This window comes from Serratia sp. OS31, assembly GCF_014164835.1.
Classification (GTDB): Bacteria; Pseudomonadota; Gammaproteobacteria; order Enterobacterales; family Enterobacteriaceae; genus Serratia; species Serratia liquefaciens_A.
The window spans coordinates 115,774-139,156 of the sequence record NZ_JACJFQ010000005.1; the positions used below are offsets into that span (position 1 = coordinate 115,774).

25 protein-coding genes are annotated in these 23,383 nt (G+C 55.6%); 12 read left to right on the forward strand and 13 right to left on the reverse strand.

The genetic code is table 11. The features are described 5' to 3' along the window. Window positions 1-12: 12 nt before the first annotated feature. The gene (gene purT, locus H5P17_RS06590; protein WP_182821989.1) at window positions 13-1,191 is read right to left on the reverse strand and encodes a formate-dependent phosphoribosylglycinamide formyltransferase; all 1,179 of its coding nucleotides are present in this window, start codon (window positions 1,189-1,191) and stop codon (window positions 13-15) included. Between the two features lie 241 nt (window positions 1,192-1,432). Between purT and dbpA the strand changes: the two genes are divergently transcribed. From dbpA to yebF, 4 genes are all read left to right on the forward strand, one after another. Next, window positions 1,433-2,815, forward strand: a complete 1,383-nt coding sequence (gene dbpA / locus H5P17_RS06595; RefSeq protein WP_182821991.1) for an ATP-dependent RNA helicase DbpA — start codon at window positions 1,433-1,435, stop codon at window positions 2,813-2,815. A gap of 88 nt (window positions 2,816-2,903) precedes the next feature. Next, the gene (locus H5P17_RS06600; protein ID WP_182821993.1) at window positions 2,904-3,227 is read left to right on the forward strand and encodes a YebG family protein; all 324 of its coding nucleotides are present in this window, start codon (window positions 2,904-2,906) and stop codon (window positions 3,225-3,227) included. Between the two features lie 39 nt (window positions 3,228-3,266). Further along, entirely contained in the window at window positions 3,267-3,575 is a 309-nt protein-coding gene (gene yqfB, locus H5P17_RS06605; RefSeq protein ID WP_182821995.1) for a N(4)-acetylcytidine aminohydrolase, read from the forward strand. Between the two features lie 70 nt (window positions 3,576-3,645). Then, a complete protein-coding gene (gene yebF, locus H5P17_RS06610; RefSeq protein ID WP_044551875.1) occupies window positions 3,646-4,005 on the forward strand; it encodes a protein YebF in 360 nt (119 codons plus the stop codon). An 82-nt stretch (window positions 4,006-4,087) separates the two neighbouring features. Here the strand turns inward: yebF and H5P17_RS06615 are convergent, their stop codons facing one another. The 5 genes from H5P17_RS06615 to mdtH all read right to left on the reverse strand — a co-directional run bounded on the left by H5P17_RS06615 (window position 4,088) and on the right by mdtH (window position 8,790). Next, on the reverse strand, window positions 4,088-4,651 hold the full coding sequence (locus H5P17_RS06615; protein WP_044551874.1) for a lipoprotein: 564 nt from the start codon (window positions 4,649-4,651) through the stop codon (window positions 4,088-4,090). 154 nt (window positions 4,652-4,805) lie between these two features. Then, entirely contained in the window at window positions 4,806-6,446 is a 1,641-nt protein-coding gene (locus tag H5P17_RS06620; RefSeq protein WP_182821997.1) for an AarF/ABC1/UbiB kinase family protein, read from the reverse strand. Between the two features lie 26 nt (window positions 6,447-6,472). Continuing rightward, window positions 6,473-7,120, reverse strand: coding sequence for a glutaredoxin 2 (gene grxB / locus H5P17_RS06625; RefSeq protein WP_182822000.1), 648 nt, complete (start codon window positions 7,118-7,120; stop codon window positions 6,473-6,475). A 129-nt stretch (window positions 7,121-7,249) separates the two neighbouring features. After that, the gene (locus H5P17_RS06630) at window positions 7,250-7,498 is read right to left on the reverse strand and encodes a hypothetical protein (RefSeq protein ID WP_044551868.1); all 249 of its coding nucleotides are present in this window, start codon (window positions 7,496-7,498) and stop codon (window positions 7,250-7,252) included. A gap of 86 nt (window positions 7,499-7,584) precedes the next feature. Then, window positions 7,585-8,790: a multidrug efflux MFS transporter MdtH gene (mdtH, locus tag H5P17_RS06635; RefSeq protein ID WP_182822002.1), complete on the reverse strand. Its 1,206-nt coding sequence runs from the start codon at window positions 8,788-8,790 to the stop codon at window positions 7,585-7,587. Window positions 8,791-9,135: 345 nt separating this feature from the next. On the opposite strand from mdtH, the gene rimJ reads away from it, so the two are divergent. From rimJ to murJ, 4 genes are all read left to right on the forward strand, one after another. Then, window positions 9,136-9,720, forward strand: coding sequence for a ribosomal protein S5-alanine N-acetyltransferase (gene rimJ / locus H5P17_RS06640; RefSeq protein WP_153860958.1), 585 nt, complete (start codon window positions 9,136-9,138; stop codon window positions 9,718-9,720). Window positions 9,721-9,729: 9 nt separating this feature from the next. Beyond that, on the forward strand, window positions 9,730-10,374 hold the full coding sequence (locus tag H5P17_RS06645) for a YceH family protein (RefSeq protein WP_182822004.1): 645 nt from the start codon (window positions 9,730-9,732) through the stop codon (window positions 10,372-10,374). Continuing rightward, entirely contained in the window at window positions 10,367-11,287 is a 921-nt protein-coding gene (locus H5P17_RS06650) for a Gfo/Idh/MocA family protein (RefSeq protein WP_255477862.1), read from the forward strand. Before H5P17_RS06645 ends, H5P17_RS06650 begins: the two co-directional genes overlap by 8 nt. 122 nt (window positions 11,288-11,409) lie before the next feature. Beyond that, a complete protein-coding gene (gene murJ / locus H5P17_RS06655) occupies window positions 11,410-12,945 on the forward strand; it encodes a murein biosynthesis integral membrane protein MurJ (protein ID WP_182822006.1) in 1,536 nt (511 codons plus the stop codon). 71 nt (window positions 12,946-13,016) lie between these two features. Here the strand turns inward: murJ and argS are convergent, their stop codons facing one another. Continuing rightward, complete coding sequence (argS, locus tag H5P17_RS06660) at window positions 13,017-14,747, reverse strand: arginine--tRNA ligase (protein WP_044551858.1); 1,731 nt, start codon at window positions 14,745-14,747, stop codon at window positions 13,017-13,019. Between the two features lie 918 nt (window positions 14,748-15,665). Between argS and H5P17_RS06665 the strand changes: the two genes are divergently transcribed. Beyond that, the gene (locus tag H5P17_RS06665) at window positions 15,666-16,229 is read left to right on the forward strand and encodes a VOC family protein (protein ID WP_182822008.1); all 564 of its coding nucleotides are present in this window, start codon (window positions 15,666-15,668) and stop codon (window positions 16,227-16,229) included. Here the strand turns inward: H5P17_RS06665 and H5P17_RS06670 are convergent. Beyond that, complete coding sequence (locus tag H5P17_RS06670) at window positions 16,226-17,377, reverse strand: MalY/PatB family protein (protein ID WP_182822010.1); 1,152 nt, start codon at window positions 17,375-17,377, stop codon at window positions 16,226-16,228. The two genes, H5P17_RS06665 and H5P17_RS06670, sit on opposite strands and share 4 nt — an antisense overlap. Window positions 17,378-17,477: 100 nt before the next feature. Here H5P17_RS06670 and cutC point away from each other — a divergent pair, with 100 nt between their 5' ends. Together cutC and H5P17_RS06680 are read left to right on the forward strand one after the other, a co-directional pair. Beyond that, the gene (gene cutC / locus H5P17_RS06675) at window positions 17,478-18,236 is read left to right on the forward strand and encodes a copper homeostasis protein CutC (RefSeq protein WP_182822012.1); all 759 of its coding nucleotides are present in this window, start codon (window positions 17,478-17,480) and stop codon (window positions 18,234-18,236) included. A gap of 350 nt (window positions 18,237-18,586) precedes the next feature. Beyond that, window positions 18,587-19,084, forward strand: a complete 498-nt coding sequence (locus H5P17_RS06680; RefSeq protein ID WP_182822014.1) for a hypothetical protein — start codon at window positions 18,587-18,589, stop codon at window positions 19,082-19,084. Window positions 19,085-19,135: 51 nt separating this feature from the next. Here H5P17_RS06680 and cmoB read toward each other — a convergent pair whose 3' ends face one another. From cmoB to H5P17_RS06705, 5 genes are all read right to left on the reverse strand, one after another. Continuing rightward, window positions 19,136-20,107 carry a tRNA 5-methoxyuridine(34)/uridine 5-oxyacetic acid(34) synthase CmoB gene (gene cmoB, locus H5P17_RS06685; protein WP_182822016.1) on the reverse strand — a complete coding sequence of 324 codons (972 nt, stop codon included), beginning with the start codon at window positions 20,105-20,107 and terminating at the stop codon, window positions 19,136-19,138. Next, the gene (gene cmoA, locus H5P17_RS06690; RefSeq protein WP_182822018.1) at window positions 20,104-20,847 is read right to left on the reverse strand and encodes a carboxy-S-adenosyl-L-methionine synthase CmoA; all 744 of its coding nucleotides are present in this window, start codon (window positions 20,845-20,847) and stop codon (window positions 20,104-20,106) included. The genes cmoB and cmoA overlap by 4 nt, the downstream gene beginning before the upstream one ends. A gap of 103 nt (window positions 20,848-20,950) precedes the next feature. Continuing rightward, a complete protein-coding gene (locus H5P17_RS06695; protein ID WP_044551845.1) occupies window positions 20,951-21,346 on the reverse strand; it encodes an MAPEG family protein in 396 nt (131 codons plus the stop codon). 102 nt (window positions 21,347-21,448) lie between these two features. Beyond that, window positions 21,449-22,264: a DUF72 domain-containing protein gene (locus tag H5P17_RS06700; RefSeq protein ID WP_182822019.1), complete on the reverse strand. Its 816-nt coding sequence runs from the start codon at window positions 22,262-22,264 to the stop codon at window positions 21,449-21,451. A 78-nt stretch (window positions 22,265-22,342) separates the two neighbouring features. Next, complete coding sequence (locus tag H5P17_RS06705) at window positions 22,343-22,921, reverse strand: hydrolase (RefSeq protein ID WP_182822021.1); 579 nt, start codon at window positions 22,919-22,921, stop codon at window positions 22,343-22,345. Window positions 22,922-23,162: 241 nt separating this feature from the next. On the opposite strand from H5P17_RS06705, the gene H5P17_RS06710 reads away from it, so the two are divergent. Next, window positions 23,163-23,354, forward strand: coding sequence for an FmdB family zinc ribbon protein (locus tag H5P17_RS06710; protein ID WP_044552971.1), 192 nt, complete (start codon window positions 23,163-23,165; stop codon window positions 23,352-23,354). The last annotated feature ends 29 nt before the right edge of the window (window positions 23,355-23,383 follow it).

Here is a 23,383-nt window from a genome sequence, read left to right on the forward strand (position 1 = left end):
GGCCCCAAAGCCTTAACCTTCAATGACCACCGCAGCGGCGGCCTGCTTGGCCGACTCTACCGCCAACTCGATATTTTCAGCTGTCGCCAGCGCGACGCCCATCCGACGTTGACCTTCAATTTCCGGCTTGCCGAACAAACGTAGCTGATTGTGACCGGTCAGTGCTCGATCCAGCCCGCTGAAACGCAGGTCGCTGCTGGTAAGCTGTGGCAGGATCACCGCCGAGGCAGAAGGGCCGAACTGACGGATCGCGCCAATCGGCAGACCGAGGAAGGCACGCACATGCAGCGCAAATTCAGACAGGTCTTGTGAAATCAGGGTCACCATGCCGGTATCGTGCGGGCGCGGTGAAACCTCGCTGAAAATCACTTCATCACCACAGACAAACAGTTCGACGCCGAACAGGCCAAAACCACCCAGCGCCTTCACCACGTTTTCCGCAATTGCCTGCGCGCGGCTGAGCGCCAGTTCGCTCATCTGCTGCGGCTGCCAGGATTCGCGGTAATCCCCGTCTTCCTGACGATGTCCGATCGGTGCGCAGAAATGTACGCCATCGACGGCGCTGATGGTCAGCAGAGTGATTTCAAAATCGAACTTCACCAGGCCTTCGACAATCACCCGCCCCCCGCCGGCACGGCCACCCTGTTGAGCGTAATCCCAGGCGGTTTTCAGCTGTTCCGGGCTGCGGATCAGGCTTTGGCCCTTGCCGGAAGAACTCATGACAGGTTTGATTATGCACGGATAGCCGATTTCGTCGACGGCCTGACGGAAGGCATCTTCACCGTCGGCAAAACGGTAGCTGGAGGTCGGCAGACCGAGGGTTTCTGCCGCCAGGCGACGGATGCCTTCGCGGTTCATGGTCAGGCGCGTCGCTTCTGCGCACGGCACCACGCGGTGCCCTTGCTGCTCCAGCTCAACCAGCATGCCGGTGGCGATAGCTTCAATCTCCGGCACGATATAGTCAGGGCGTTCCTGTTCAATCACGGCTTTCAGTGCGTTGCCGTCCAGCATGTTAATAACGTGGCTGCGATGGGCCACGTGCATGGCCGGGGCGTTGGCGTAACGATCTACGGCAATCACTTCCAGCCCCAAACGCTGGCATTCGATGGCAACTTCTTTACCCAGCTCGCCGGAGCCGAGCAGCATAACGCGGGTGGCGGAGGGGCGCAGGGCGGTTCCAATAGTTAACATAGTCTCGTACCTGGATCTGTGGAGAGTAACGCGGTCTGATTGTGGGCGAGCAGTATATACGAAAACGATTGCGTGTGCAGCCGGCGGCAAACGCGTTGTCGGTTTCTGGATTAAAACCCCGGCTGGCGGCTTTTTTTATGCATGAAATCCGTAATCCTGACTATCTCTGTTATCATCTGCGGTTGATTCGGTGCCGCCGTGGGCGCGCCGCCATTCCATTTGCCATATAAGAGTTATCGCCGTGAGCACAGTTTCTTTTTCTTCCCTGCCGCTGCCAGCCGAACAGTTGGCCAACCTCAACGAACTGGGGTATGCCGAAATGACACCGGTGCAGGCTGCTGCACTGCCCGCCATCCTGAAAGGGCAGGACGTACGTGCCAAAGCAAAAACCGGCAGCGGTAAAACGGCGGCGTTCGGCATTGGCCTGCTGGACAAAATCAACGTTTCCCAAGTGGCGGCCCAGGCGCTGATCCTGTGCCCGACGCGTGAGCTGGCGGATCAGGTCAGTAAGGAATTGCGTCGTCTGGCGCGCTTCACCCAGAACATCAAAATTCTGACCCTGTGCGGGGGCCAACCGATGGGGCCACAGCTCGATTCGCTGGTGCATGCGCCGCATATCGTGGTGGGTACGCCGGGGCGTATTCAGGAACACCTGCGCAAGAAAACGCTGGTGTTGGATGAGCTGAAAGTGCTGGTGCTGGACGAAGCCGATCGCATGTTGGATATGGGCTTTGCCGACGATATCGACGATGTGATCAGTTACACGCCGCCGCAACGTCAGACGCTGCTGTTCTCCGCAACCTATCCGAGCGGGATCGAACGTATCAGCGCTCGCGTGCAGCGCGATCCGTTGAATGTGGAAGTGGACGACGGTGAAGAGCAAACCACCATCGAACAACGTTTCTACGAAACGACCCGCGATCAACGCCCGGCGGTATTGGTGTCGGCGATCCGTCATTACCAACCTTCTTCTTGCGTGGTGTTCTGCAACACCAAACGCGATTGCCAGAGCGTGTATGAAGCGCTGGAAGCGCGCGGCATTAATGTCCTGGCGCTGCATGGCGATCTGGAACAGCGCGATCGCGACCAGGTGCTGGTGCGTTTTGCCAACCGCAGCTGCCGTGTGCTGGTGGCGACTGACGTTGCTGCGCGCGGTCTGGATATTAAAGAGCTGGAGTTGGTGGTCAACTACGAGCTGGCGTTCGATCCGGAAGTGCACGTGCACCGCATAGGTCGTACCGGCCGTGCCGGTTTGAGCGGCCTGGCGATCAGCCTGTGTACGCCACAAGAAATGACGCGCGCGCATGCGATTGAAGAGTATCTGCAGATCAGAGTTAACTGGGCCCCGGTATCCGAGTTAAGCGGTGCAGGAAATACCACGCTGGAAGCCGAAATGGTCACCCTGTGCATCGACGGCGGGCGTAAAGCCAAAATCCGCCCCGGCGATATTCTCGGCGCACTGACCGGCGAGGCTGGGTTGACGGCGGCAGAAGTCGGTAAAATCGACATGTTCCCGGTACATGCCTACGTGGCGATCCGCAAGGCCAGCGCGCGCAAGGCACTGCAGCAGCTGCAGCAAGGCAAAATCAAGGGTAAGAACTGCAAGGTGCGGTTGTTGAAATAAGTCGCGTCAGGGGTGCGCTTGCATCCCTGCGTAAAATCACCTTATACTGTATATAAATACAGTATTCTAACCTTTGAGGAATGCACACATGGCGGTTGAAGTTAAATATGTGGTGGTGAGAAACGGTGAGGAAAAGATGACTTTCGCGACCAAGAAAGAAGCCGACGCTTACGACAAAATGCTGGATCTGGCCGACAGCCTCGGTGAGTGGCTGCAGCAGGCTCCGCTTGAGCTGGATGACGAACAGCGAGAAGGCCTGAGCTTCTTCCTGGCGGAAAACAAAGACGTTCTGGGGCAGATTTTGCGCGGAGCGACACCGACTGAAACACCGAAGAAAACGGCCAAAGTGAAATCGGAAAAACCTGCTGCTACCTCAAAAGAGGGATCTGCGTCAGAAAAGCAGGCAGCATAATGACTTATGTTGCGGTAATGTGATGAAAAAGGATCTAGAATGAGCCGTGAAATAACTTTCTTCACTCGCTTTGAGCAAGACATTTTGGCCGGGCGCAAGACCATCACCATCCGGGACGTCAGTGAGTCTCACTTTCAACCCGGTGAGGTTTTACGCGTTAGCCGCAATGAAGACGGTGTTTTCTTCTGCATGATTGAAGTGTTGTCGGTTACGCCGGTGCGTTTGGATGCGTTAACCGAGCAGCACGCCCAGCAAGAAAACATGTCGCTCAGCGAACTGAAGCAGGTGATCAAGGAAATCTATCCGGGGCTCGATGAGCTGTTTGTCATCACCTTCGTCAAACGCTGATCTTTTGCCAGACCAGTTGTGAGCCAAGGGCTGGCGCCCGCGGATAGCGTAAATCACAACTGGAGGGAATATGAAAGCAACGGGACTGAGTTTGGCCGTAGCACTGTTGGCCACGGTAGGTTTTACCACCACGGTGCAGGCGCAGGAGCAACGTAGTGCAAAAGTGGCGCAGTGTGCAGGGTTACAACCGGCAGACGTCGCCGCTCAGGTGAAACGCGATTACCTGCAGAACCGCATCACGCGCTGGGAATCGGATAAAAAACTGTTGGGGACGGCCACCCCGATAGCCTGGATCAGTCCGGAGGCGATTACCGGCAAGGACGCGGTATGGCAGGTGCCGTTAACGGTACGCGGCACCAAAATGGATAAAACCTACAATGTCACCCTCGACTGCAACGCCGGTAAAATCACCTACAGCGAACCACAATAATTTCACCGTTTTCCGGCGCATTAACGTCTGAAAAATATCTAGCCCGCCTTAACAGCGGGCTTTTTGTTTTTGAGCGTCAGTATCAGTCCGTAAACGGAATAACCAGTTCACCTGGCTTCACTTCCAACCCTTTAGCCAACTTCTTGGCCATGGCTTCCGTTTTACTGTTATCCGGGTTCAGCACATAGGCCGGTTTTTGGTCGAAATAGGATTTCAGCGACTGATTCAGGTAAGGGGTCAGGGCCTTCATCACCGTCTGCATTTTCTCCGGCTGCACGCTGTAGTCGGTCAACTCCATGTCTTTGAGGAACACCGCGCCTTGCTCACGGTCATACACCGGTTGCGCCTTCAGCGTCAGCTTCAGGTCCGCAGTCTGCGGGCCGAGAATGGAGGTGATGTTCACTTTCGCATCGCCGGAAAGGGTAACCTTGCCCGGTTCGCTTCGCCCAATTTGGCTCTGTAACTGAGTCAGCACGATATTGGCGTCCAACAGCCCCGGCACGCCGATCTGCTTCTGGTAATCGTTGTGCTTTTGCAGGTAATCATTCACTTCCTGCTCGCTGAGCGTGTACTGGGTCAGCTGATTGCAGCCGACTAATGCGCCGGCGAACAGCAGGGCGGCTGCGCCCATCAGGATCTTTTTCATTTGTGCCTCATAGCTACTGCCAACGAAAATGCTGCAGATAATTGATTTATCATTATAAACGCTCGCTGACTGCGAAGGAAACCGTTGATGTCAGCAAACAGGGGGATAGTGCGCGCGAAATGCCTGGCTACCTATCGGATAACGCTGAAACTGTTCAGCGCCGCAGTCGCAGCACCAGCAGCAAGACGCCGCCCAGGCAAGCGAGGGCTCCCAGCGCCGGAAACAGCGGAATGCCCCACAACCGCAGCGAGGAGTGCATCAGATAAGGGGCCAGGCCCAGTGCGAAGGCGGCGGTGACAATGGCGATGGCCAGGGTGAGGGCAGCCCGTTCCAGCGCCTTGCTCAACTGATCGATGTTTTTGACGTTAATATCGGCGCTGATTTTCCCGCCTTTGAGGCGGCGCATCAGCAGGCGTAAGGTTTGCGGCAGCTCTTCACTGGCATCCAGTGCCTCACCGCCCAACGCCAGCATGCGCCGACGCACCGCCTCCGGGGTATAACGCTGCAGCATCACCTGTTGCAGCATAGGTTTCAGGGTGGCGATGATATCGAAATGGGGATCCAGCCGATGCAGCACGCCGTCGGCCGTGATTAACGCCTTGAACAGCAACACCAGGTCCGGCGGCAGTGCCAACTGATGTTCACGTACCATCACCAACAAATCGGTCAGCGCCTTGCCCAGCGTGAGAGTGGAGGAAGACTGCTTATCGAGAAAGTTTTGCGCCGCCAGCTCCAAATCCAACAGATCCAAAGGATCGCTGTCCGACCAGGCGATCAAGGTGTTGACGATGCCAGCGGATTCTCGCTCGGCGATGGCCTGCAGCAACAGCAGCAATTGATTACGTCGCCGTTCGGAAAGCTGGCCGACCATACCGAAATCGATAAAACCGACGCGATTATCCGCTAACGCCATTACGTTACCCGGATGAGGATCGGCATGATAAAGACGGTGCTCCAGCACCATTTTCATAAAGGCCTGTGCGCCATGTCTTGCGAGCAAGGGGCCATCTAATCCTGCCGCTGCCAGTTGCTGTGGATTTTCCGGTGCGATACCCGGCAGAAATTCCTGTACCAGCAGGCGTTGGGACGACCATTGCCAGTAAATCTTGGGGATGACCACATTGGGCTGCTGGGCAAACTGTTGGGCGACCCGTTCGCAGTTGTTGCCCTCGTGAGTCAGGTCCAGTTCATGAGTCAGCGCGGTTGCCAGGGCTCTGACCATCTGCCGCGGACGATAACGGGCCAGCGCCGGGCTCTGTTGCTCCACGGTTTCCGCCAGATAGGTCAGCAGGCGCAGGTCGGCCTGAATGGTTTTGGCCAGGCCGGGACGTAACACCTTGATCACTACCGCTTCGCCGCTGTGCAGGCGGGCGCGGTAGATCTGTGCCATCGAAGCAGCGGCCAGCGGCGTTTCGTCAAATTCGGCGAACAGACTGTGCGGATCACCCTTCAAGTCTGCCCGCATCTGCGGTGCCAGTTGCTCCCACGAAAGGGTGCTTGCCTGGCTGTGCAGACGGTCAAGTTCGTCGGTCCAGCTTGAGTCCAACAGATCTGAACGGGTCGCCAGGATCTGGCCGAATTTGACAAAGGTCGGCCCCAAGGCTTCCAGCGCCGCACGCAGACGCTGCGGCAACGTTTGGCCGTCTTGCTGCTCGCTGCCGCCATCACCACCGCTCAACAGGCTGCTCAGCCCCAGCAGACGAATCACATCCTGCAATCCATAACGGATCAGCACGGCGGAGATTTCTTTCAGCCTTGCCCGATCGCGGGCAGTGACCAGCACCATTTTCAACATTTGCGCGCTATATCCTTATCGCGGAGCTACTGTTCCATATCGAACAGCAGTGGGACGTCACTGCGTTGCGCCATACGGTTGCGATAGGCTTCCACGTTTTCCGGCAGCGTCAGTCCGGCGACGATCGACAGCGATCGCAACAAGGGGAACAGATGGATATCGTCTTCCGACAGCGAGCCATTCACCGCGTCTGCAGAGACGACGAGGCCGGAAAGGGTCTGCAGGTCGCCCTCCAGTTGGGCAATCAGATCGGCGCTGTCGGCAAGGTGCTCGGAAAAATCCCCAATTGAGGCCTGCTTTTTGTCGCTAAAGTACTGGCGTGCACTGTCAGTGGCGAACTCTTCGAAGTCGGCATTGGCAAAGCGCGGCAGCAGTAGATTGATGCTGTAACCTCCGACCCGTTGCAGCCAGTCGGCGATCGCCGGGTTGGTTTTACCGGTCAGCAGTGGCTTGCCGTCGAGGTTATCAACGTAGTGCACGATATCCATGCTTTCCGGAAGATAGCTGCCGTCATCCTTTTGTAAAATCGGCGCCATTTTTTTGCCAATCATGCCGACAGGCGTCGCTTCATCGTCGTTGAGCAGGGTGACCAGGCGGACGGGCAGTTTTTTCAGGCCGAAAATCATGCGGGCTTTAACGCAGAATGGGCAATGATCGTAGATAAACAGTTTCATGCTTGCTCCGGTTGTCAGGTTTTAACAGCAATAGTTATCACAGCATACTGAGGCTGTCGCGAAAAGTTCTTGCTGGAAGGTGCGTAATTGTTGTCTGGCCCGTACAGACTGTGCGGGCCAAAGCAGGGATTATTTTTTTGTCGGAACGGAATTGATCACTTCTATCAAATGCATGCGTGCTTCTTCCAAATCGATTTTATCACGCTCATTGCTGGCGTTGACTATCTGCAGCTGTTTGATGATGTCGCTCTTTAAAGCGGCATTGTCAGCGATGACGTGGGCCAGCGCTTTTTCCACCAATGTTGAGCGCGCGTAGATCATGCGCAGGTTCAGTACCATGTGTTCCAACAGCTGCGGTAATTTGTCTTCGTCACTCATCGCCAACTTCTCCCGTTTATGTTTTTACTATCAGGATAGCAGCTGTGGGTAATTCGGCTGATTTTCTGGCAACTTAGAGAAAAATCTCAGCCGCCGGGCAGCACCTCCGATGCGATGCTGCGCGGATTGAACTGCCAATAAAGGGCGAACAGGGTTATCAGCCCCACGATGCCCAGCAGTATCCAGGGCAGTTCCGGCATGCCTACCGCATGGCCGGTGTCGTACATCCAACCGCCGCCGGTGTAACCCACAGCGCCGCCCAGCGCCAGACCAAGCCGGCTGAATCCCATATAACTGCCGCGTGCGCGTGGATCCGCCAGCGAAGCGCTGAGGGTTTCACGCGCCGGTTCGGCGATGATGGAGCCGAGATAGAAGCAGCAAATCAGGGTAAATACGCCCTGAAGGCTAGTGGCCAGCCCGACCGGGATCAGGCTGAGGGTCATCAGCAACAGCCCGGCCATCAGGCGTTGCTCCAGGCGAAAGCGTTTTTCGCTCCAGCGCGCCAGCGGGTAGAGCAGCGACAATGACAGCGCGGCCTCAATGGCATACATCCATTTCACCGCCGCCGGTGAGCCAGCGATTTCATTGACCACGATCGGCAGCATCAACATCACCTGTACCGACAACATGTAGTAACCGGTCAGGGTCAGCACATAGGTCAGGAAACGGCGATCTCGCAGTACGCGCATCATGCCTTCTTTCATGGGGGCGCGAACGGTAGAAATTCGGTATGCCGGCAGCAGCCAGACGTTCCAACCCGCCGCCAACACGAAAATACCCGCGCCGACCCAGCAGACAAAGTGGAAATCATATTGCAGCAGCCAACTGCCGATCAGGGCGCCGATGACCGCCCCGGCGCTGTCTTGCATCATCAGCAGCGAGTAAAAACGGCCGCGCTCGTGCGGGCGGGTAAGCTTAATCACCAATGCGGTACGCGGCGGGTCAAACAGCGTGCCGCCGAGGGCGGAAAGGGCACAGGAGAACCACAGTATCCAGGGTTGGTCGGCCATCGCCATGGTGGCGAAGCCTGCTGCGCGCATCAGCATGCCGGTGACAATCATCGGTTTGGCGCCGAATCGGTCGGCTATTGCGCCGCCGAAGATCCCCAGGCCTTGCTGGATTAACTGCCGTAACCCCAGCGCTGCGCCGACCACCACCGCCGCCCAGCCAAGCTGATCGACAAAGCGAATCGAAATAAGCGGGAAGACCACAAAAAAGCCTAAAACCACCAACAGATTATCGAGTAATAGAAAATATTTACCCAAGCTCCGAGCTTGCGATACCAGAGACATGCTTCACCACGAGCAATTAAGAGGGAGAGGAGTGCGACCGCTCTAGTGTGTACCCAATCCCGTATTGCCGATAGGGGCGGGATAGATAATATTTTTTTATCGTCAATACGTTACCTGCGCGGCAAAACAACACGAAAATAGTCCTAAAATGACTAATCGCTTATTTACTGAGCTGCCGGGGTTTTACCTCCGGGGCAGGCTGCGGTTATATTAAATGAGGGTAAGTGCGGTTCTGCGCCGAGGATTGAGAAATAGTGGCTCAGAATAGGTTCGTCGCCGGATTATTGTCCAAACGTGCGCCCAATAAATACTTCTTATCGAACCGTTCTGACCGCGGGGGAAATGATGTTTGGCTACCGCTCTGCATCACCAAAAGTACGCCTGACCACCGATCGGCTGGTTGTCCGTTTAGTTCATGAACGCGATGCTTACCGGCTGGCGGAATACTATGCCGAAAACCGAAGCTTCCTTAAGCCCTGGGAACCGGTTCGGGATGAAAGCCATTGTTATCCTTCCGGCTGGCAGGCGCGGCTGGGGATGATCACCGAAATGCAAAAGCAGGGCAGTGCCTACTATTTTATCCTGCTCGATCCGGAAGAAAATGAGGTGCGCGGCGTGGCCAACTTCAGCAATGTGCTGCGTGGCTCATTCCATGCCTGTTTCCTCGGGTATTCACTGGCCGAGAAATGGCAGGGCCAGGGGTTGATGTTTGAAGCGCTGCAGTCCGCCATCCGCTATATGCTGCGTCAGCAGCGTATGCACCGCATCATGGCCAACTATATGCCGCACAATCAGCGCAGCGGCGCGTTGCTGACCCGCCTGGGATTCGAACGTGAAGGCTATGCCAAGGACTATCTGCTGATCGACGGGCAGTGGCAGGATCACGTACTGACGGCTTTAACCAATAAAGAATGGCTACCGCCACGCTGAGGCAAAATAATGAAATACGAATTAAGCGCCAAAGAGGCCAGGGTGATTGGCTGCCTGCTGGAAAAGCAGGTCACCACCCCGGACCAGTATCCCCTTTCCCTCAACGCCATCGCTCTGGCCTGTAATCAGAAAACCAACCGCGAACCGGTGATGGATCTTGCTGAAAACGAAGTCCAGCAGGTGCTGGATCTGCTGTTAAAGAAACACTTTCTGCGCACCCTAAGCGGTTTCGGCAATCGGGTGGTCAAATATGAACAGCGTTTTTGCAATTCAGAGTTTGGTCAGCTCAAGCTGAGCGCCGCTGAATTGGCGGTGATCGCCACTTTACTGCTGCGTGGCGCGCAAACCCCTGGGGAATTGCGCACCCGAACCAACCGCATGCATGAATTTAATGATGTTACCGAAGTGGAGCAGGTGCTGGCGCAGCTGAGTGCGCGTGAGGATGGCCCCTTTGTGGTGCGGCTGGCGCGGGAGCCGGGCAAGCGTGAAAGTCGATTTATGCATTTGTTCAGCGGCCAGATTGACGAGGCTCCTGCGGAAGCATCGCCGGCCAATGACAGCGATTTGCACGAGCGCGTGAATGCGCTGGAAAACGAAGTGGCGCAGCTTAAACAGCAGGTGCAGGCGTTATTGGAGCGGGGATCGCATGAATAAATTACGCGTTGGCGTGGTGGGGTTGGGCGGTATCGCGCAAAAGGCTTATCTGCCGATCCTCAGCCAGGCGGCAGACTGGACGTTAGTCGGCGGTTTCTCTCCGAATCAGCAAAAGGCACAGCCCATTTGCGACAGCTATCGCATGGCCTGTTTTTCGAGGCTCGACAGCCTGGCGCAGCAGTGTGACGCAGTGTTCGTTCACAGCAGCACCGCCAGCCATTTTCAGGTGATTGGCGAGTTGTTGCGATATGGCGTTCACGTTTATGTCGACAAACCGTTGGCGGAGAACGTGGAGCAGGGCGAACAGCTACTGGCCCTGGCTGAAAAACAGGGCAAGGCGCTGATGGTCGGGTTTAACCGTCGCTTTGCACCGCTGTACCGTCAGTTGAAGCAGGACATGCAGCAACCGGCGTCGATTCGCATGGATAAGCACCGTGCCGACAGCGTCGGACCTAACGATGCGCGCTTTACCCTGTTGGACGATTATCTGCACGTGGTGGACACCGCACTGTGGTTGGGTGGAAACGCAGGGCAATTGCTCAGCGGCAGCCTGCGGACTAACGATGCCGGTGAGTTGGTTTATGCCGAACATCATTTTGAATGCGGAGAAACGCTGGTGACCACCAGCATGCATCGTCGGGCTGGCAGCCAGCGTGAAAGCGTTCAGGCGGTGACGGACGGCGCGGTTTATCAGTTGAACGATATGCGTCAGTGGCTGCGGGAAGACTCGCAGGGCGTGCTGGAACAACCTGCTCCCGGCTGGCAAACCACGCTGGCACAGCGCGGTTTTGACGGCGCGATCCGCCATTTCCTGGCCTCCGTCAGTAACCAAACGCTGCCGGACACCGCCGGAGAGCAGGCAATCGCAGCCCAGCGGGTGATTGAACGCCTGTTGCGAGATGCCAATTTGTAACATAACTCCATGTAACATATGAGAGTAGCTATTCTGCGACGTAAGGGTAAACTTAGCCGATAGTTTTACTGACGCCTGCTGATGCAGGCGTCGACATTTACAGGGCACATCAGAAAAACCACATGAACCTACTAAAATCACTGGCAGCCGTCAGCTCTATGACGATGTTTTCACGGGTGCTGGGCTTTGCCCGTGACGCCATCGTGGCGCGGGTATTTGGTGCCGGTATGGCAACGGACGCCTTCTTCGTGGCGTTCAAACTGCCTAACCTGCTGCGGCGCATCTTTGCCGAAGGGGCCTTTTCGCAAGCCTTTGTCCCGATCCTGGCCGAATACAAAAGCCAGCAGGGAGAAGAGGCCACGCGTACCTTTATCGCTTACGTTTCCGGACTGCTGACGCTGGTGTTGGCCGTGGTGACGGTGTTGGGGATGCTGGCCGCCCCATGGGTGATTTACATTACCGCGCCGGGCTTTGTCGATTCACCGGACAAATTCGCGTTGACCTCGTCACTGCTGCGGGTGACCTTTCCGTATATTCTGCTGATCTCGCTGGCGTCATTGGTGGGGTCAATCCTCAATACCTGGAACCGTTTTTCGATCCCGGCGTTTGCGCCGACGTTGCTTAACGTCAGCATGATTGGCTTTGCGCTGTTTGCCGCACCTTACTTCAACCCACCGGTGATGGCGCTGGCCTGGGCGGTCGTCGTGGGCGGCGTGCTGCAGTTGGGTTATCAGCTCCCGCATCTGAAGAAGATCGGCATGCTGGTGCTGCCGCGCCTCAAGCTGGGCGACGCCGGCGTATGGCGAGTGATGCGTCAGATGGGTCCGGCCATTTTCGGCGTCTCGGTCAGCCAGATCTCACTGATCATCAATACCATTTTCGCCTCTTTCCTGGTCTCCGGATCGGTGTCCTGGATGTACTATGCCGACCGCCTGATGGAGTTTCCCTCCGGCGTGCTGGGCGTAGCGCTGGGAACCATCCTGTTGCCGTCGCTGGCGAAAAGTTTTTCCAGCGGCAACCACGATGAATATTCGCGTTTGATGGATTGGGGGCTGCGCCTGTGCTTCCTGCTGGCGTTGCCGAGCGCCATCGCTCTGGGCATTTTGGCCAAACCGCTGACCGTCTCTTTGTTCCAGTACGGCAAGTTCAACGCCTTCGATGCCGCCATGACCCAGCGTGCGCTGGTGGCCTATTCGGTAGGGCTGATGGGGCTGATCGTCGTGAAGGTGCTGGCGCCGGGGTTCTATTCGCGTCAGGATATTAAAACGCCGGTTAAGATTGCCATTATCACGCTGATTTTAACCCAGGTGATGAACCTGATGTTTATCGGTCCGTTAAAGCATGCCGGGCTTTCGCTGTCGATTGGTCTGGGAGCCTGCATTAACGCTTCGCTGCTGTATTGGCAGTTGCGCAAGCAGAGGATTTTCCACCCGCAGCCGGGTTGGGCGTTATTTCTGACCAAGCTGGTGATTGCGGTGATCGTGATGTCGGTGGTGCTGGTTGGCGTAATGTGGCTGATGCCGGCCTGGGATCAGGGGAATATGTTGGCTCGGTTGCTGCGTTTGGCAGTGGTAGTGGTTGCTGGCGTGGTGGCTTACTTTGGCGTATTGGCCGGGTTGGGCTTCCGTCCGCGTGATTTCGCCCGGCGGGTGGCCTAAACGGTTTTTGCCGCCGTCAGAGCATAAAAAAGGGTCGCCTCGGCGACCCTTTCTCGTTTTAAGCCAGCGGCTTACATACGCTCGACGGTTTCGATACCCAGCGTATCCAGACCGATTTTCAGCGTTTTGGCGGTTAACAGTGCCAGTTTCAGGCGGCTCTGACGTGCTTCTTCGCTGTCTGCATTCAGGATCTGGCAGTGCTCGTAGAAGCCGGAGAACAGGCCCGCAAGATCGTACAGGTAGCTACACATCACGTGCGGAGTACCCTCGCGCGCCACGGTGGTGATCACTTCTTCAAACTGCAACAGGCGGGTCGCCAGCGCAATCTCGCGCTCTTCGGTCATCACCAGCGGCAGGGTCAGATTGCTTTCGTCGACACCGGCACGTTTGAATACGGAGGCCACGCGGGTATAAGCATACTGCATATAAGGCGCGGTATTGCCTTCAAACGCCAGCATGTTGTCCCAGTCGAAGATATAGTCGGTGGTACGACTTTTTGACAGGTCGGCGTATTTTACCGCCCCGATGCCCACGGCGTTAGCCAGATTCTGCATCTCTTCTGCCGGCATGTCCGGGTTTTTCTCGGCGATCAGTTTGCCTGCACGATCAACCGCTTCATCCAGCAGATCGGACAATTTCACCGTGCCGCCTGAACGGGTTTTGAACGGCTTGCCGTCTTTACCCAGCATCATGCCGAACATGTGGTGCTCCAGCGAGAGGCTGTCCGGGATATAACCGGCTTTGCGCACGATGGTCCAGGCCTGCATTAAATGCTGATGCTGACGGGAGTCGATGTAATAGAGCACGCGATCGGCACCCAGCGTTTCATAACGGTATTTTGCGCAGGCGATGTCGGTGGTGGTGTACAGGTAGCCGCCATCTTTTTTCTGGATGATGACGCCCATAGGTTCGCCGTCTTTATTCTTGTATTCGTCGAGGAATACCACGGTGGCGCCTTCGCTTTCCACCGCCAGCCCCTTGGCCTTGAGATCGGCCACGATACCCGGCAGCATCGCGTTGTACAGGCTTTCACCCATTACGTCGTCTTCGGTGAGTGTGACGTTCAGACGGTTATAGGTCAGCTGGTTTTGTGCCATGGTGATGTCGACCAGCTTGCGCCACATCTTCAGGCAGTATTGATCGCCGCCTTGCAGTTTTACCACGTAGGCACGGGCGCGTTCGGCGAACTCGGCGTCCTCATCATAGTGTTTCTTTGCTTCACGATAGAACTGTTCCAGATCGGACAGGCCCATATCGCTGGCGTTTTCGTTCTGCATTTTTTCCAGATAGGCAATCAGCATGCCGAACTGGGTGCCCCAGTCGCCAACGTGGTTGGCGCGGATCACTTTATGCCCCAGGAACTCCTGAGTACGTGCCGCAGCGTCACCGATAATGGTGGAGCGCAGGTGGCCGACGTGCATTTCTTTCGCCACGTTGGGCGCCGAGTAGTCAATCACGATGGTTTGCGGTTTGACGGGGGCAATACCCAGTTTTGGCGCGCCAAGCACCAAATCAGTTTGCTGCGCGACCCAGTCGCTGTTCAGGAAGATATTGATAAAGCCGGGACCGGCGATTTCCACTTTGCTGGCGACGTCGCCGAGATCAAGCAGTTGCACCACTTTTTCTGCCAACTGGCGTGGCGGCATGCCGAGTTTCTTGGCAACGGACATCACGCCATTGGCCTGATAGTCGCCAAACTGCGCTTTTGCGGATTGACGGACCTGCGCTTCGCAATCGGCTGGCGCGCCTGCGGCAATCAGCGCCTGGCTGACTTTATCTGAAAGAAGAACCTGAATATTCACCGGGTTACCTTAATGACGAACGAGGGGCCGTATGCCATGCCCCTGCGGGATTCAAAGGTGGTTTTACTGGCCTTGCGTCAACACGCCGACCCACCACAAAACAGCCTGTAATTGTAACCGATCTGATGGGGCACGTCAGCAGTTGGCTCGGGGGAAGGTGAAAGTCGGCGTGATAAGGCATTGCGTTGTGTCTGGCCCACCAAGGGGCGAAGAGGATGGGTCACGAAGCGGATAATTCAGACGAGCAAAAAGAATAGGCTGATGGAAAAATCAAATAGCAAACTCAGTGTTTTTTGTTTCTGCGCCCAGCGTCCAGCGTATTATTACGACGCGATTTGAAGTGACGGTATATCGCATAGGCAGCAATAATCACTAATAACAGGGATATTATTAAAAGGAACATAATGGATAGTCTCTGGGTCAATTTTCACTAAAGTAGCCCAATTGATATTTTCACGCAATTACCCACGAAGCGTTTAGGAGGATTCTCATGCTTGATATAAAGTAAATCATTTTAAAACAGTATGTTAATTATGCTGTATCTTAGTGGTATTATTTTCATGGTCTTTTTTCTACGCTGGCGTTAACTATTTTTTAAGCATATATGAATGCCGAAATAGGAGAATTATCAGGCTTAATAAGTTAGTAGCATTCTCAATCCATCAGTCATAAGAAAAAGCTATAAACTTATGCGTTAACTTTCATCTGAAATTGGATTCTGGCGGGTGTCAATTGGTGCGGTAATAGCGTCTGCGTTAATATTTATTACGTACTTTGGAAGGGCTTCGCGGGAGGGGGCGCACCCTTTTGCACATTGCGGTTAAAAATTTCAGTTTCCTGAACCGGCCGGGTGGATAGCAACGTCTCAGGCGTGTAAATTACCCCCCTGAAAACCGCTTTTGTTGTTTCGAGGACCCTATGACTAGCTTCCCGGCCATTGCCGAACTTCACGATTTAGCGCTGGATCTGCCGCGTTTTGAGCGGGCGCTGAGCCAGTTTGCCGAAAAACTGTGTCTGGATCTGTCCCAGTTCACGGCAGACCACGTTTCGCTGCGTTGCCATCAAAACACTACCGCTGAACGCTGGCGACTGGGGTTACAGCAGTGTGGTTCACTGCTGTCAGAGGCGATGATTAATGGCCGTCCGATTTGCCTGTTTGATCTCCAGCAACCGCTCAAGATGGGACCTTGGCTGATCGACTGCGTGGAGCTGCCTTATCCCGGTGACAAGCGCTACCCGCACGAAGGTTGGGAACACGTAGAGTTGGTGCTTAGCGGCGAACCGGCCACGCTTTATGCGCGTGCGTTGGCCCACTTGCCGGATGAAGCGCTGCTGGCGCCGGGCATCAAACTGAAACAAAGTTCACCTAAAGGGGAAGGCGAACGTTTGCCGAACCCAACGCTGGCGATCACCGACGGCACCGTGACGATCAAATTCCATCCTTATTCCATCAGAGATATTGTCGCCAGCGAACAGGGTTAATTGGGCTGCAGCGAGCGGGTGGCCAGCTGCATGCGGTCTAGCGCCTGGCTGAGCAGTTCGCGCCGACAACCAAAATTCAACCGGACAAAGCGCCGGTTGCCAAAATCCAGACCCGGGCTTAACCCTACGCCGGCCTGCTCAAAGAAGGCGTGCGGGTTATCGACCGGCAGCTGGCTGCAATCAATCCAGGCCAGATAGGTGGCTTCGACAGGCTGCAACGTCAGGCCGGGCATGGCATTAATACGTTCGGTCACCCAATCACGGTTGGCGCGCAGATAGATCAACAACGCGTCCAGCCACTCTTGCCCATGTTGGTAAGCGGCCTGTGCGGCAACCAATGCGAGCACGTCCACCTCCGGCACAATGCCGCTGCGCGCCCGGACCAGCTTCTTGCGCAGCTCCGGGTTGGGAATAATCGCCATTGAGGCACCGAGACCGGCGATATTGAAAGTTTTCGACGGCGACATCAGCGTGACGCTGCGCTGGGCGGCATCCTCATTCAACGTGGCGAAGGGGATGTGTTCACAACCCGGTTCAAGCAACAGGTCGCAATGAATTTCATCCGAACAAACAACCAGATTATGGTTTTTGGCAAACTGATGCTGTTGCAACAGTTCCTGCCTGCGGTAGACGGTGCCGCCCGGGTTTTGCGGGTTGCACAGCATCAATAATCTCTCTGCACCGCTGAGTTGCGCTTCGACAGCGCTGAAATCCAATAGCCAGCGCCGGTCCTGCAGCACCAACGGCACCGGTAGCTGCGTGCGGCCGGCAAATTTCGCTGCTTTGCGAAACGGTGGATAGATAAGTGAGGGAGCCAGCGTGCCTTCTCCCTCGGCGGTAAAAGCCCGCACGCATAAATTCAGGCCGCAAACCAGGCCAGGCAGGAAAACCAGCCATTCGGGATTGATACGCCAGCCGTAGCGCTCTAGCATACGGTGGGTAAAAACCTCAATCAGCTCAGGGGAGGGATGACCGTAGCCGAACACGGCATGCGCAACGCGCTGCTGCAAGGCATCGATAATCGCCGGCGGTGACGGGAAGTCGGTATCGGCGACCCAGAGCGGAATAATGTCGCGTCCACGATATTTATCCCACTTAACGCTGTCACTGTGACTGCGGTCTACCCACAGATCAAAATTGAATGCCATAGTTATTACCCTGAGCTGGCTTATGGTTACTATGAGCCTACGTGAGAAATTGAAAAATTAACAATGGCCGTCGCAAGTTAGCCGTCATCTGGGGGGGACAATGATTAAACTGGAAGTTTGCTGCTATAGCGTCGATTGTGCGCTGACGGCCGAGCGGGCAGGAGCCGATCGCATAGAACTGTGCGCCAGCCAAAGTGAGGGAGGTTTGACACCGAGCTACGGTTCTTTACGCCTGGCGCGCGACAGAGTCAGCGTGCCGGTGCATCCTATTGTTCGTCCGCGCGGCGGGGATTTTTGCTACGGCGCGGTGGATTTTGACGTGATTAAGCATGATATCGCCCAGATCCGCGATATGGGCTTTGCCGGTGTGGTGGTGGGCATGCTGGATGAAGAAGGGCATATCGATCTGCCGCGCATGCAAGAAGTGATGCGTTTGAGCGGTAATATGGCGGTGACGTTCCACCGTGCTTTCGACATGTGCCAAAATCCGCTGGTGGCGCTCGATCAACTGACCCAGTTGGGCGTGGCGAGAATACTCACCTCGGGCCAGCAGCAAAATGCGGAATTGGGGTTGCCCTTGCTGCGCGACCTGGTGCAGGCCAGCCAGGGGCCGGTCATTATGGCCGGTGCCGGCGTACGGCTCAGCAACCTGCACAAGTTTGTCGATATCGGTATTCAGGAGCTGCACAGCTCCTCCGGTCATGCGGTGCCTTCGACCATGCGCTATCGCAAAGCCGGTGTCACCATGTGTTCAGACAGTGAGTTTGACGAGTTCAGCCACTATTGCGTAGACGGCGACATGGTAGAAGCGATGAAAAGCTCGCTGGCCCTGGTTGATCCTTTCGCGCAAAGCGCCTAAAGCGCATTGCTAACCCGCAAGCCCCGGTTTTCCTACCGGGGCTTTTTTATTTCCCCCCACGGCCTTGTCCTGCCAGTGCTGGCACTGATGGCGTCCAATGACAGCACCACAATAAGTGCAATAACCTCTGTCGTCAGCCAGCTCGTATGGTTGGATAAAACACAGGGATTTGTACGGTTATGGAGGAGTCATGAAGTGTTATTTGATTTTGTTGTTGATGACCTGTCTTGCATTGTCCGGCTGCGTCGCAGCTTATTACCGCTAAGGAGAGTGGCATGCGTTATCTGATGATTTTATCGCTGATTTGTTGTTTAAGCGCCTGTGCCTCTTTGTATTACAGGTGAATAAAGATGAGACAACTAACCGCTATTGCATTGCTGATGCTGACAGGCTGCGTGTCGGTGTATGGGCCGACAAAAACCGGTAATCAACCCGCCGAGGGCACGACAGGTGATGCATCCGTTCCCCCTGCAGCCGATGACGGCAGCCTGATCGGCAACAGAAAGCCGGATGAGCTGTTCACGCGAACCCTCGCCATTTTAAGCGCGAAAGGGATAACCCCGACGTTGGCCGACAGTCGCCTTGGCGTTATCGGGGCTGCCGGGAGCGAATCCGAACTGGCGGGGCTTTATCTGGATTGTACCGACCAGGCGACCCCGTCGAATCTGACGGAGGAATACCGAATTCTGGTGCAGATTTACAGCGCCGGGGAGGGAAGTCACGTTAAGGTGCAGGTCAACGGCATTGCCGGGCTGACGACCGCGGATGGCAATGACAAAGTGAAACCTTTTGAATGTAAATCCAGCGGCGTGCTGGAAAAGGACTTGCTGGAGGCCTGGCGAAAATAACGGATGTAACGTCATCACCCCGATGGGTGCGAGGTGATGACGTTTTTTGCTTTAGGGCTTCTTGGCTACCAGTACGGCGCGCAAGGGCGCGGGGTAGCCTTCGACGGTTTTGCTCGGGTCTTGCGGATCGAGGAATTCAGCCAGTGATTCGCTGGTCATCCAATCGGTACGGCGTTGCTCTTCGGTACTGGTGACGCACATGTCGGCGATTTTAACGTCGACGAAGCCACACTTCTCCAGCCAGCATTTCAATGCTTCGGCTGACGGAATAAAGTAAACGTTACGCATTTGCGCGTAACGATCGCCCGGCACCAGAACCTGATGGCGATCGCCTTCCACCACCAACGTTTCCAATACCAGCTCACCTTCGGAAACCAACTGGTTTTTCAACTGATACAAATGGTCCAACGGCGAACGGCGGTGGTACAGCACGCCCATCGAAAACACCGTATCGAACGCCGCCAGTTCAGGCAGTTGCTCAATGCCTAGCGGCAACACATGGGCGCGCTGATCGCCACCCAGCAGCTTGCGCACCGCTTCGAACTGGCACAGGAAAAGCTGCATCGGATCTATGCCTACCGCCAGATGCGCACCGGCGCCAACCATGCGCCACAGGTGATAACCGCTGCCGCAGCCGACGTCCAGAATGGTGCGGCCAGCCAGCGGTGAAATGTGCGGCAATACGCGATCCCATTTCCAGTCGGAATGCCATTCGGTATCGATATCAATACCGTACAGCGAGAACGGACCTTTGCGCCACGGCATCATGGTGCGCAGCATCTTTTCGATGCCTTCCAACTGGCCAGGCGACAGGCGGGGTTCCATCTCGGCGCGTACGCCGTGCAGCAAATCAAGGTGGGTCGGCGTCAGTTCCGGCAGATGTTCAACCGAATTAAACCACTGCTTGAACTTGCCGTGCAGCGATTCGCGTTGCCAGGCGCTGAGCTGTGCCGGCAGGGTATCCAGCCAGTGGCTGAGATTGCTTTTCGCGATGCGTTGATAAAAATCACCAAACTCAATCATGCTGCGGCTCCCGCTTTCAACGCGATCAGTGAACCGAAGTTAAAACACTGGAACCAGACTTCCGCATGCTCAAAACCGGCCTGTTTCAAGCGCGCCTTGTGGGCGTCCACGGAGTCGGTCAGCATGACGTTTTCCAGCATGCTGCGTTTTTGGCTGATTTCCAGCTCGCTGTACCCGTTGGCACGTTTGAAATCGTGATGCATGTTGAACAACAGCTCACCGACATCGGCATCTTCAAAGCTGAACTTTTCCGACAACACCAGCGCGCCGCCAGGGCGCAGGCCGCGGTAAACCTGTTCCAGCAGGCGCAGGCGGTCGGCGGGTTCCAGGAATTGCAGGGTAAAGTTCAGGACCACCATCGAGGCGTTTTCGATGTTGATATCAAGGATATCGGCTTCAATAACTTCTACCGGGGTGTCGGCGCGGAAGGCATCAATATGACGGCGGCAGCGTTCGACCATGGCCGGAGAGTTGTCGACGGCGATGATGTTGCAACCCGGCACCTTGATATTCCGCCGCATCGACAGCGTGGCTGCGCCCAGTGAACATCCCAGGTCGTAAACCTGGCTGTCGGGCTGCACGAAACGCTCGGCCAGCATGCCAATCATGGAAATGATATTGGAATAGCCGGGAACGGAGCGCTGGATCATGTCCGGGAACACTTCAGCGACGCGTTCGTCGAAGGTCCAGTCGCCCAATTTGGCGATCGGGGCAGAAAAAAGAGTATCGCGGTTTGGCATAGCGGAAAATCAGTTCAGAATTCGAAGGGGCGTATTCTAACAGATAATGGCGAGAAAGCGCAGCGGAAGCAGGCGGCGTAGCCGCCTGAGGACGAGCTGGAGATTAATGCAGGCTAAAAATAAGATCCCAGGGAAGATAGAAAATATTGGCCAGCACCATTAACACTAACGAAATGTAGGTGGCCGCCATGCCCGAACGACGCCAGCGCACCTCGCGGTTACGCAGACCGTAGTAATGCACCAAACGGCCGGCCATCAGCATCAGACCACAAATATGGATCATCCATATTTCAGCGCCGTTCATCTCCATGATCACCAACAGCACTGTGGCGATAGGAATGTATTCTACGGCATTGCCGTGAACGCGGATTGCAGTTTGCAGCTCATAGAAACCGCCGTCCCCGTAGGCGACACGGTATTGCATCCTTAACCTAACCACGTCATAAGAGAGTTTGATCAACAACAATGCGCCGAGCACTACATAAAGCGCGCTTACCATTTTTAACTCCATTCCCTAACCAAAACTGGCAGCCAGCATCATAGCCGCCATTGCAATCACTGTCGCGAGGAAAAATCTGATGTAATTGGTCAGATTAATCGGTCAAAACAGCGCATCCTGCTCAGGCCAGTCCGGGGGCAGGGGTAAATTCGGAATAGCCTGATGCAGTTGCTGCCAGATTTTCTGTGCCTGCTGGGGCGAGTCGCCGTTATCCGGCGTATGTATAAACAGATAAGGGCAGTGTTTTTGCTGCCAAAGGGGCAGTTTCTGCTGCCAGGCGTCGAACCAGCGCAGGTTATCTTGCAGCACATCGCCGCCGATGAAACGCACCAGCGGGTTGTTGGCGGTGACCAGAGCATGCACCGGCAGCTTGGGTTTTTTCTGCTGGGCATCGCGCACGGCGGCGCTGTTGGGAAGGGCGTGATGCACCGGCCGGCTGTCGAGGATAACCCGGTTGATACCCCGTTGATGTAACCCCTGATTCAGCAGCCGCTCTTCTTCACCCTTATCGAAAAACGCCGGATGCCGCACCTCTACGCCGTAGGTGAATTCTTTCGGCAAAGCGTCGAAAAACTGCCACATCGCCGGTAATTCCGCCGGGCCGAACGCCGCCGGTAATTGCAGCCACAGCTGGCCTATGCGCTGATGCACCGGGCCCAGGCAGTGGTAAAATGCCTGCAGGTCGGCGGCGCAGTTACGCAGCGCGGCCTGATGGCTGATGGTGGCGGGGAACTTGAAACAGAAGCGAAAATCATCGGTGGTCATATCGCGCCAGCGCTGGACTATTTCCAGTTTGGGCAACGCGTAGAAGGTGGTATTGCCTTCCACGCAGTTAAAATAGCGGCTGTAATCCGCCAGATCGCGCAGGCCGATACGATTCCAGGCCGGGTGTTGCCACTGTGGGAGTCCGATATACATCAAGCTTGCATCTTCCTTAATTAATTTTCCCTGCCAGTCAAAGGTGGGCGCAGCATACGGCGCCCCTACAAGTTAGCGTTACTGGTCGAGTGCGGCAACAATTTCACTGGTGCTGCGAACACGTGCCAGCCGCGGGAAGATATTGTCGAAAGCAAACTGGTGCATTTCCGCATTTTGCGCACTGCACAAATCTTCGGCTATCACTAATTCGTAGCCGTGTTCCCAGGCGGCGCGAGCCGTGGATTCCACGCCAATGTTGGTGGAGATACCGCCCAACACCACCGATTTAATGCCGCGGCGACGCAGTTGCAAGTCAAGATCGGTGCCGTAAAACGCACCCCATTGGCGCTTGGTCACCAGAATGTCGCGGTCGCTCACCGCCAGGGATTCCGGGAATTCCCACCAGTTGGCAGGCAAGCCGCCGGCAGGGGCGGGAGACGGCTTGTCCACCGGCTGTTTCAGCGCTTCGGCGAAGGAGTCGGACCAGCCGACGCGTACCAGGATCACCGGCGCTCCCAGCGAACGGAAATGTGCCGCCAACTGCGCGCCATTGGCCACCACGCTGGCGGCGCTGTGTGGGCCACCGGCGAAGGGCAGGATGCCGTTTTGCAAATCGATTAACACCAGGGCGGTGGTTTGAGCATCAAGTTTCAACATGGAAATATCTCGTGACAAGGTGGATGAAATACGCGCAGCTTAGATAGCGCGCTAAACAAGCATCGATTCAGGCTACGTGAAAAAAGCATCACCGGTTAATGGGAAATTTGTTAATCAATGTGTTACTTCGGTGAAAAACACGTCATTTAGTGCTGCAACAAAGCTGTGTTCGCACTTATCTGGCGCATGAATTTCCTTTATAATGATCGCCTTTTTTCAACTCACTTTACTCCAACGACCTATGCCGATTTATGAATATGCATGCGGTGCTTGCAGCCACCGGTTAGAGAAGTTGCAAAAATTTTCCGATGCGCCGCTGACGGATTGTCCGGCGTGTAGGCAGCCCGCGTTAACCAAGCTGATTTCTTCCACCGGTTTCCAGTTAAAGGGTACCGGTTGGTATGCAACCGACTTCAAACCGGGTAATAAGTAGAGTTCATCAGAAAACAGCCGCGTGGCAGG

Bases quoted from the DNA above. Each gene is read 5' to 3' on its own strand.
- H5P17_RS06670 (WP_182822010.1), bottom strand. From the start codon at position 17,377: ATGGCATTCAATTTTGATCTGTGGGTAGACCGCAGTCACAGTGACAGC.
- yebF (WP_044551875.1), top strand. From the start codon at position 3,646: ATGAAAGCAACGGGACTGAGTTTGGCCGTAGCACTGTTGGCCACGGTA.
- H5P17_RS06700 (WP_182822019.1), bottom strand. From the start codon at position 22,264: ATGTATATCGGACTCCCACAGTGGCAACACCCGGCCTGGAATCGTATC.
- mdtH (WP_182822002.1), bottom strand. From the start codon at position 8,790: ATGTCTCTGGTATCGCAAGCTCGGAGCTTGGGTAAATATTTTCTATTA.
- H5P17_RS06615 (WP_044551874.1), bottom strand. From the start codon at position 4,651: ATGAAAAAGATCCTGATGGGCGCAGCCGCCCTGCTGTTCGCCGGCGCA.
- cutC (WP_182822012.1), top strand. From the start codon at position 17,478: ATGATTAAACTGGAAGTTTGCTGCTATAGCGTCGATTGTGCGCTGACG.
- H5P17_RS06705 (WP_182822021.1), bottom strand. From the start codon at position 22,921: ATGTTGAAACTTGATGCTCAAACCACCGCCCTGGTGTTAATCGATTTG.
- grxB (WP_182822000.1), bottom strand. From the start codon at position 7,120: ATGAAACTGTTTATCTACGATCATTGCCCATTCTGCGTTAAAGCCCGC.
- H5P17_RS06665 (WP_182822008.1), top strand. From the start codon at position 15,666: ATGACTAGCTTCCCGGCCATTGCCGAACTTCACGATTTAGCGCTGGAT.
- cmoB (WP_182822016.1), bottom strand. From the start codon at position 20,107: ATGATTGAGTTTGGTGATTTTTATCAACGCATCGCGAAAAGCAATCTC.
- H5P17_RS06620 (WP_182821997.1), bottom strand. From the start codon at position 6,446: ATGTTGAAAATGGTGCTGGTCACTGCCCGCGATCGGGCAAGGCTGAAA.
- H5P17_RS06630 (WP_044551868.1), bottom strand. From the start codon at position 7,498: ATGAGTGACGAAGACAAATTACCGCAGCTGTTGGAACACATGGTACTG.
- H5P17_RS06680 (WP_182822014.1), top strand. From the start codon at position 18,587: ATGAGACAACTAACCGCTATTGCATTGCTGATGCTGACAGGCTGCGTG.
- H5P17_RS06645 (WP_182822004.1), top strand. From the start codon at position 9,730: ATGAAATACGAATTAAGCGCCAAAGAGGCCAGGGTGATTGGCTGCCTG.
- cmoA (WP_182822018.1), bottom strand. From the start codon at position 20,847: ATGCCAAACCGCGATACTCTTTTTTCTGCCCCGATCGCCAAATTGGGC.
- purT (WP_182821989.1), bottom strand. From the start codon at position 1,191: ATGTTAACTATTGGAACCGCCCTGCGCCCCTCCGCCACCCGCGTTATG.
- H5P17_RS06695 (WP_044551845.1), bottom strand. From the start codon at position 21,346: ATGGTAAGCGCGCTTTATGTAGTGCTCGGCGCATTGTTGTTGATCAAA.
- murJ (WP_182822006.1), top strand. From the start codon at position 11,410: ATGAACCTACTAAAATCACTGGCAGCCGTCAGCTCTATGACGATGTTT.
- H5P17_RS06710 (WP_044552971.1), top strand. From the start codon at position 23,163: ATGCCGATTTATGAATATGCATGCGGTGCTTGCAGCCACCGGTTAGAG.
- H5P17_RS06600 (WP_182821993.1), top strand. From the start codon at position 2,904: ATGGCGGTTGAAGTTAAATATGTGGTGGTGAGAAACGGTGAGGAAAAG.
- rimJ (WP_153860958.1), top strand. From the start codon at position 9,136: ATGTTTGGCTACCGCTCTGCATCACCAAAAGTACGCCTGACCACCGAT.
- H5P17_RS06650 (WP_255477862.1), top strand. From the start codon at position 10,367: ATGAATAAATTACGCGTTGGCGTGGTGGGGTTGGGCGGTATCGCGCAA.
- yqfB (WP_182821995.1), top strand. From the start codon at position 3,267: ATGAGCCGTGAAATAACTTTCTTCACTCGCTTTGAGCAAGACATTTTG.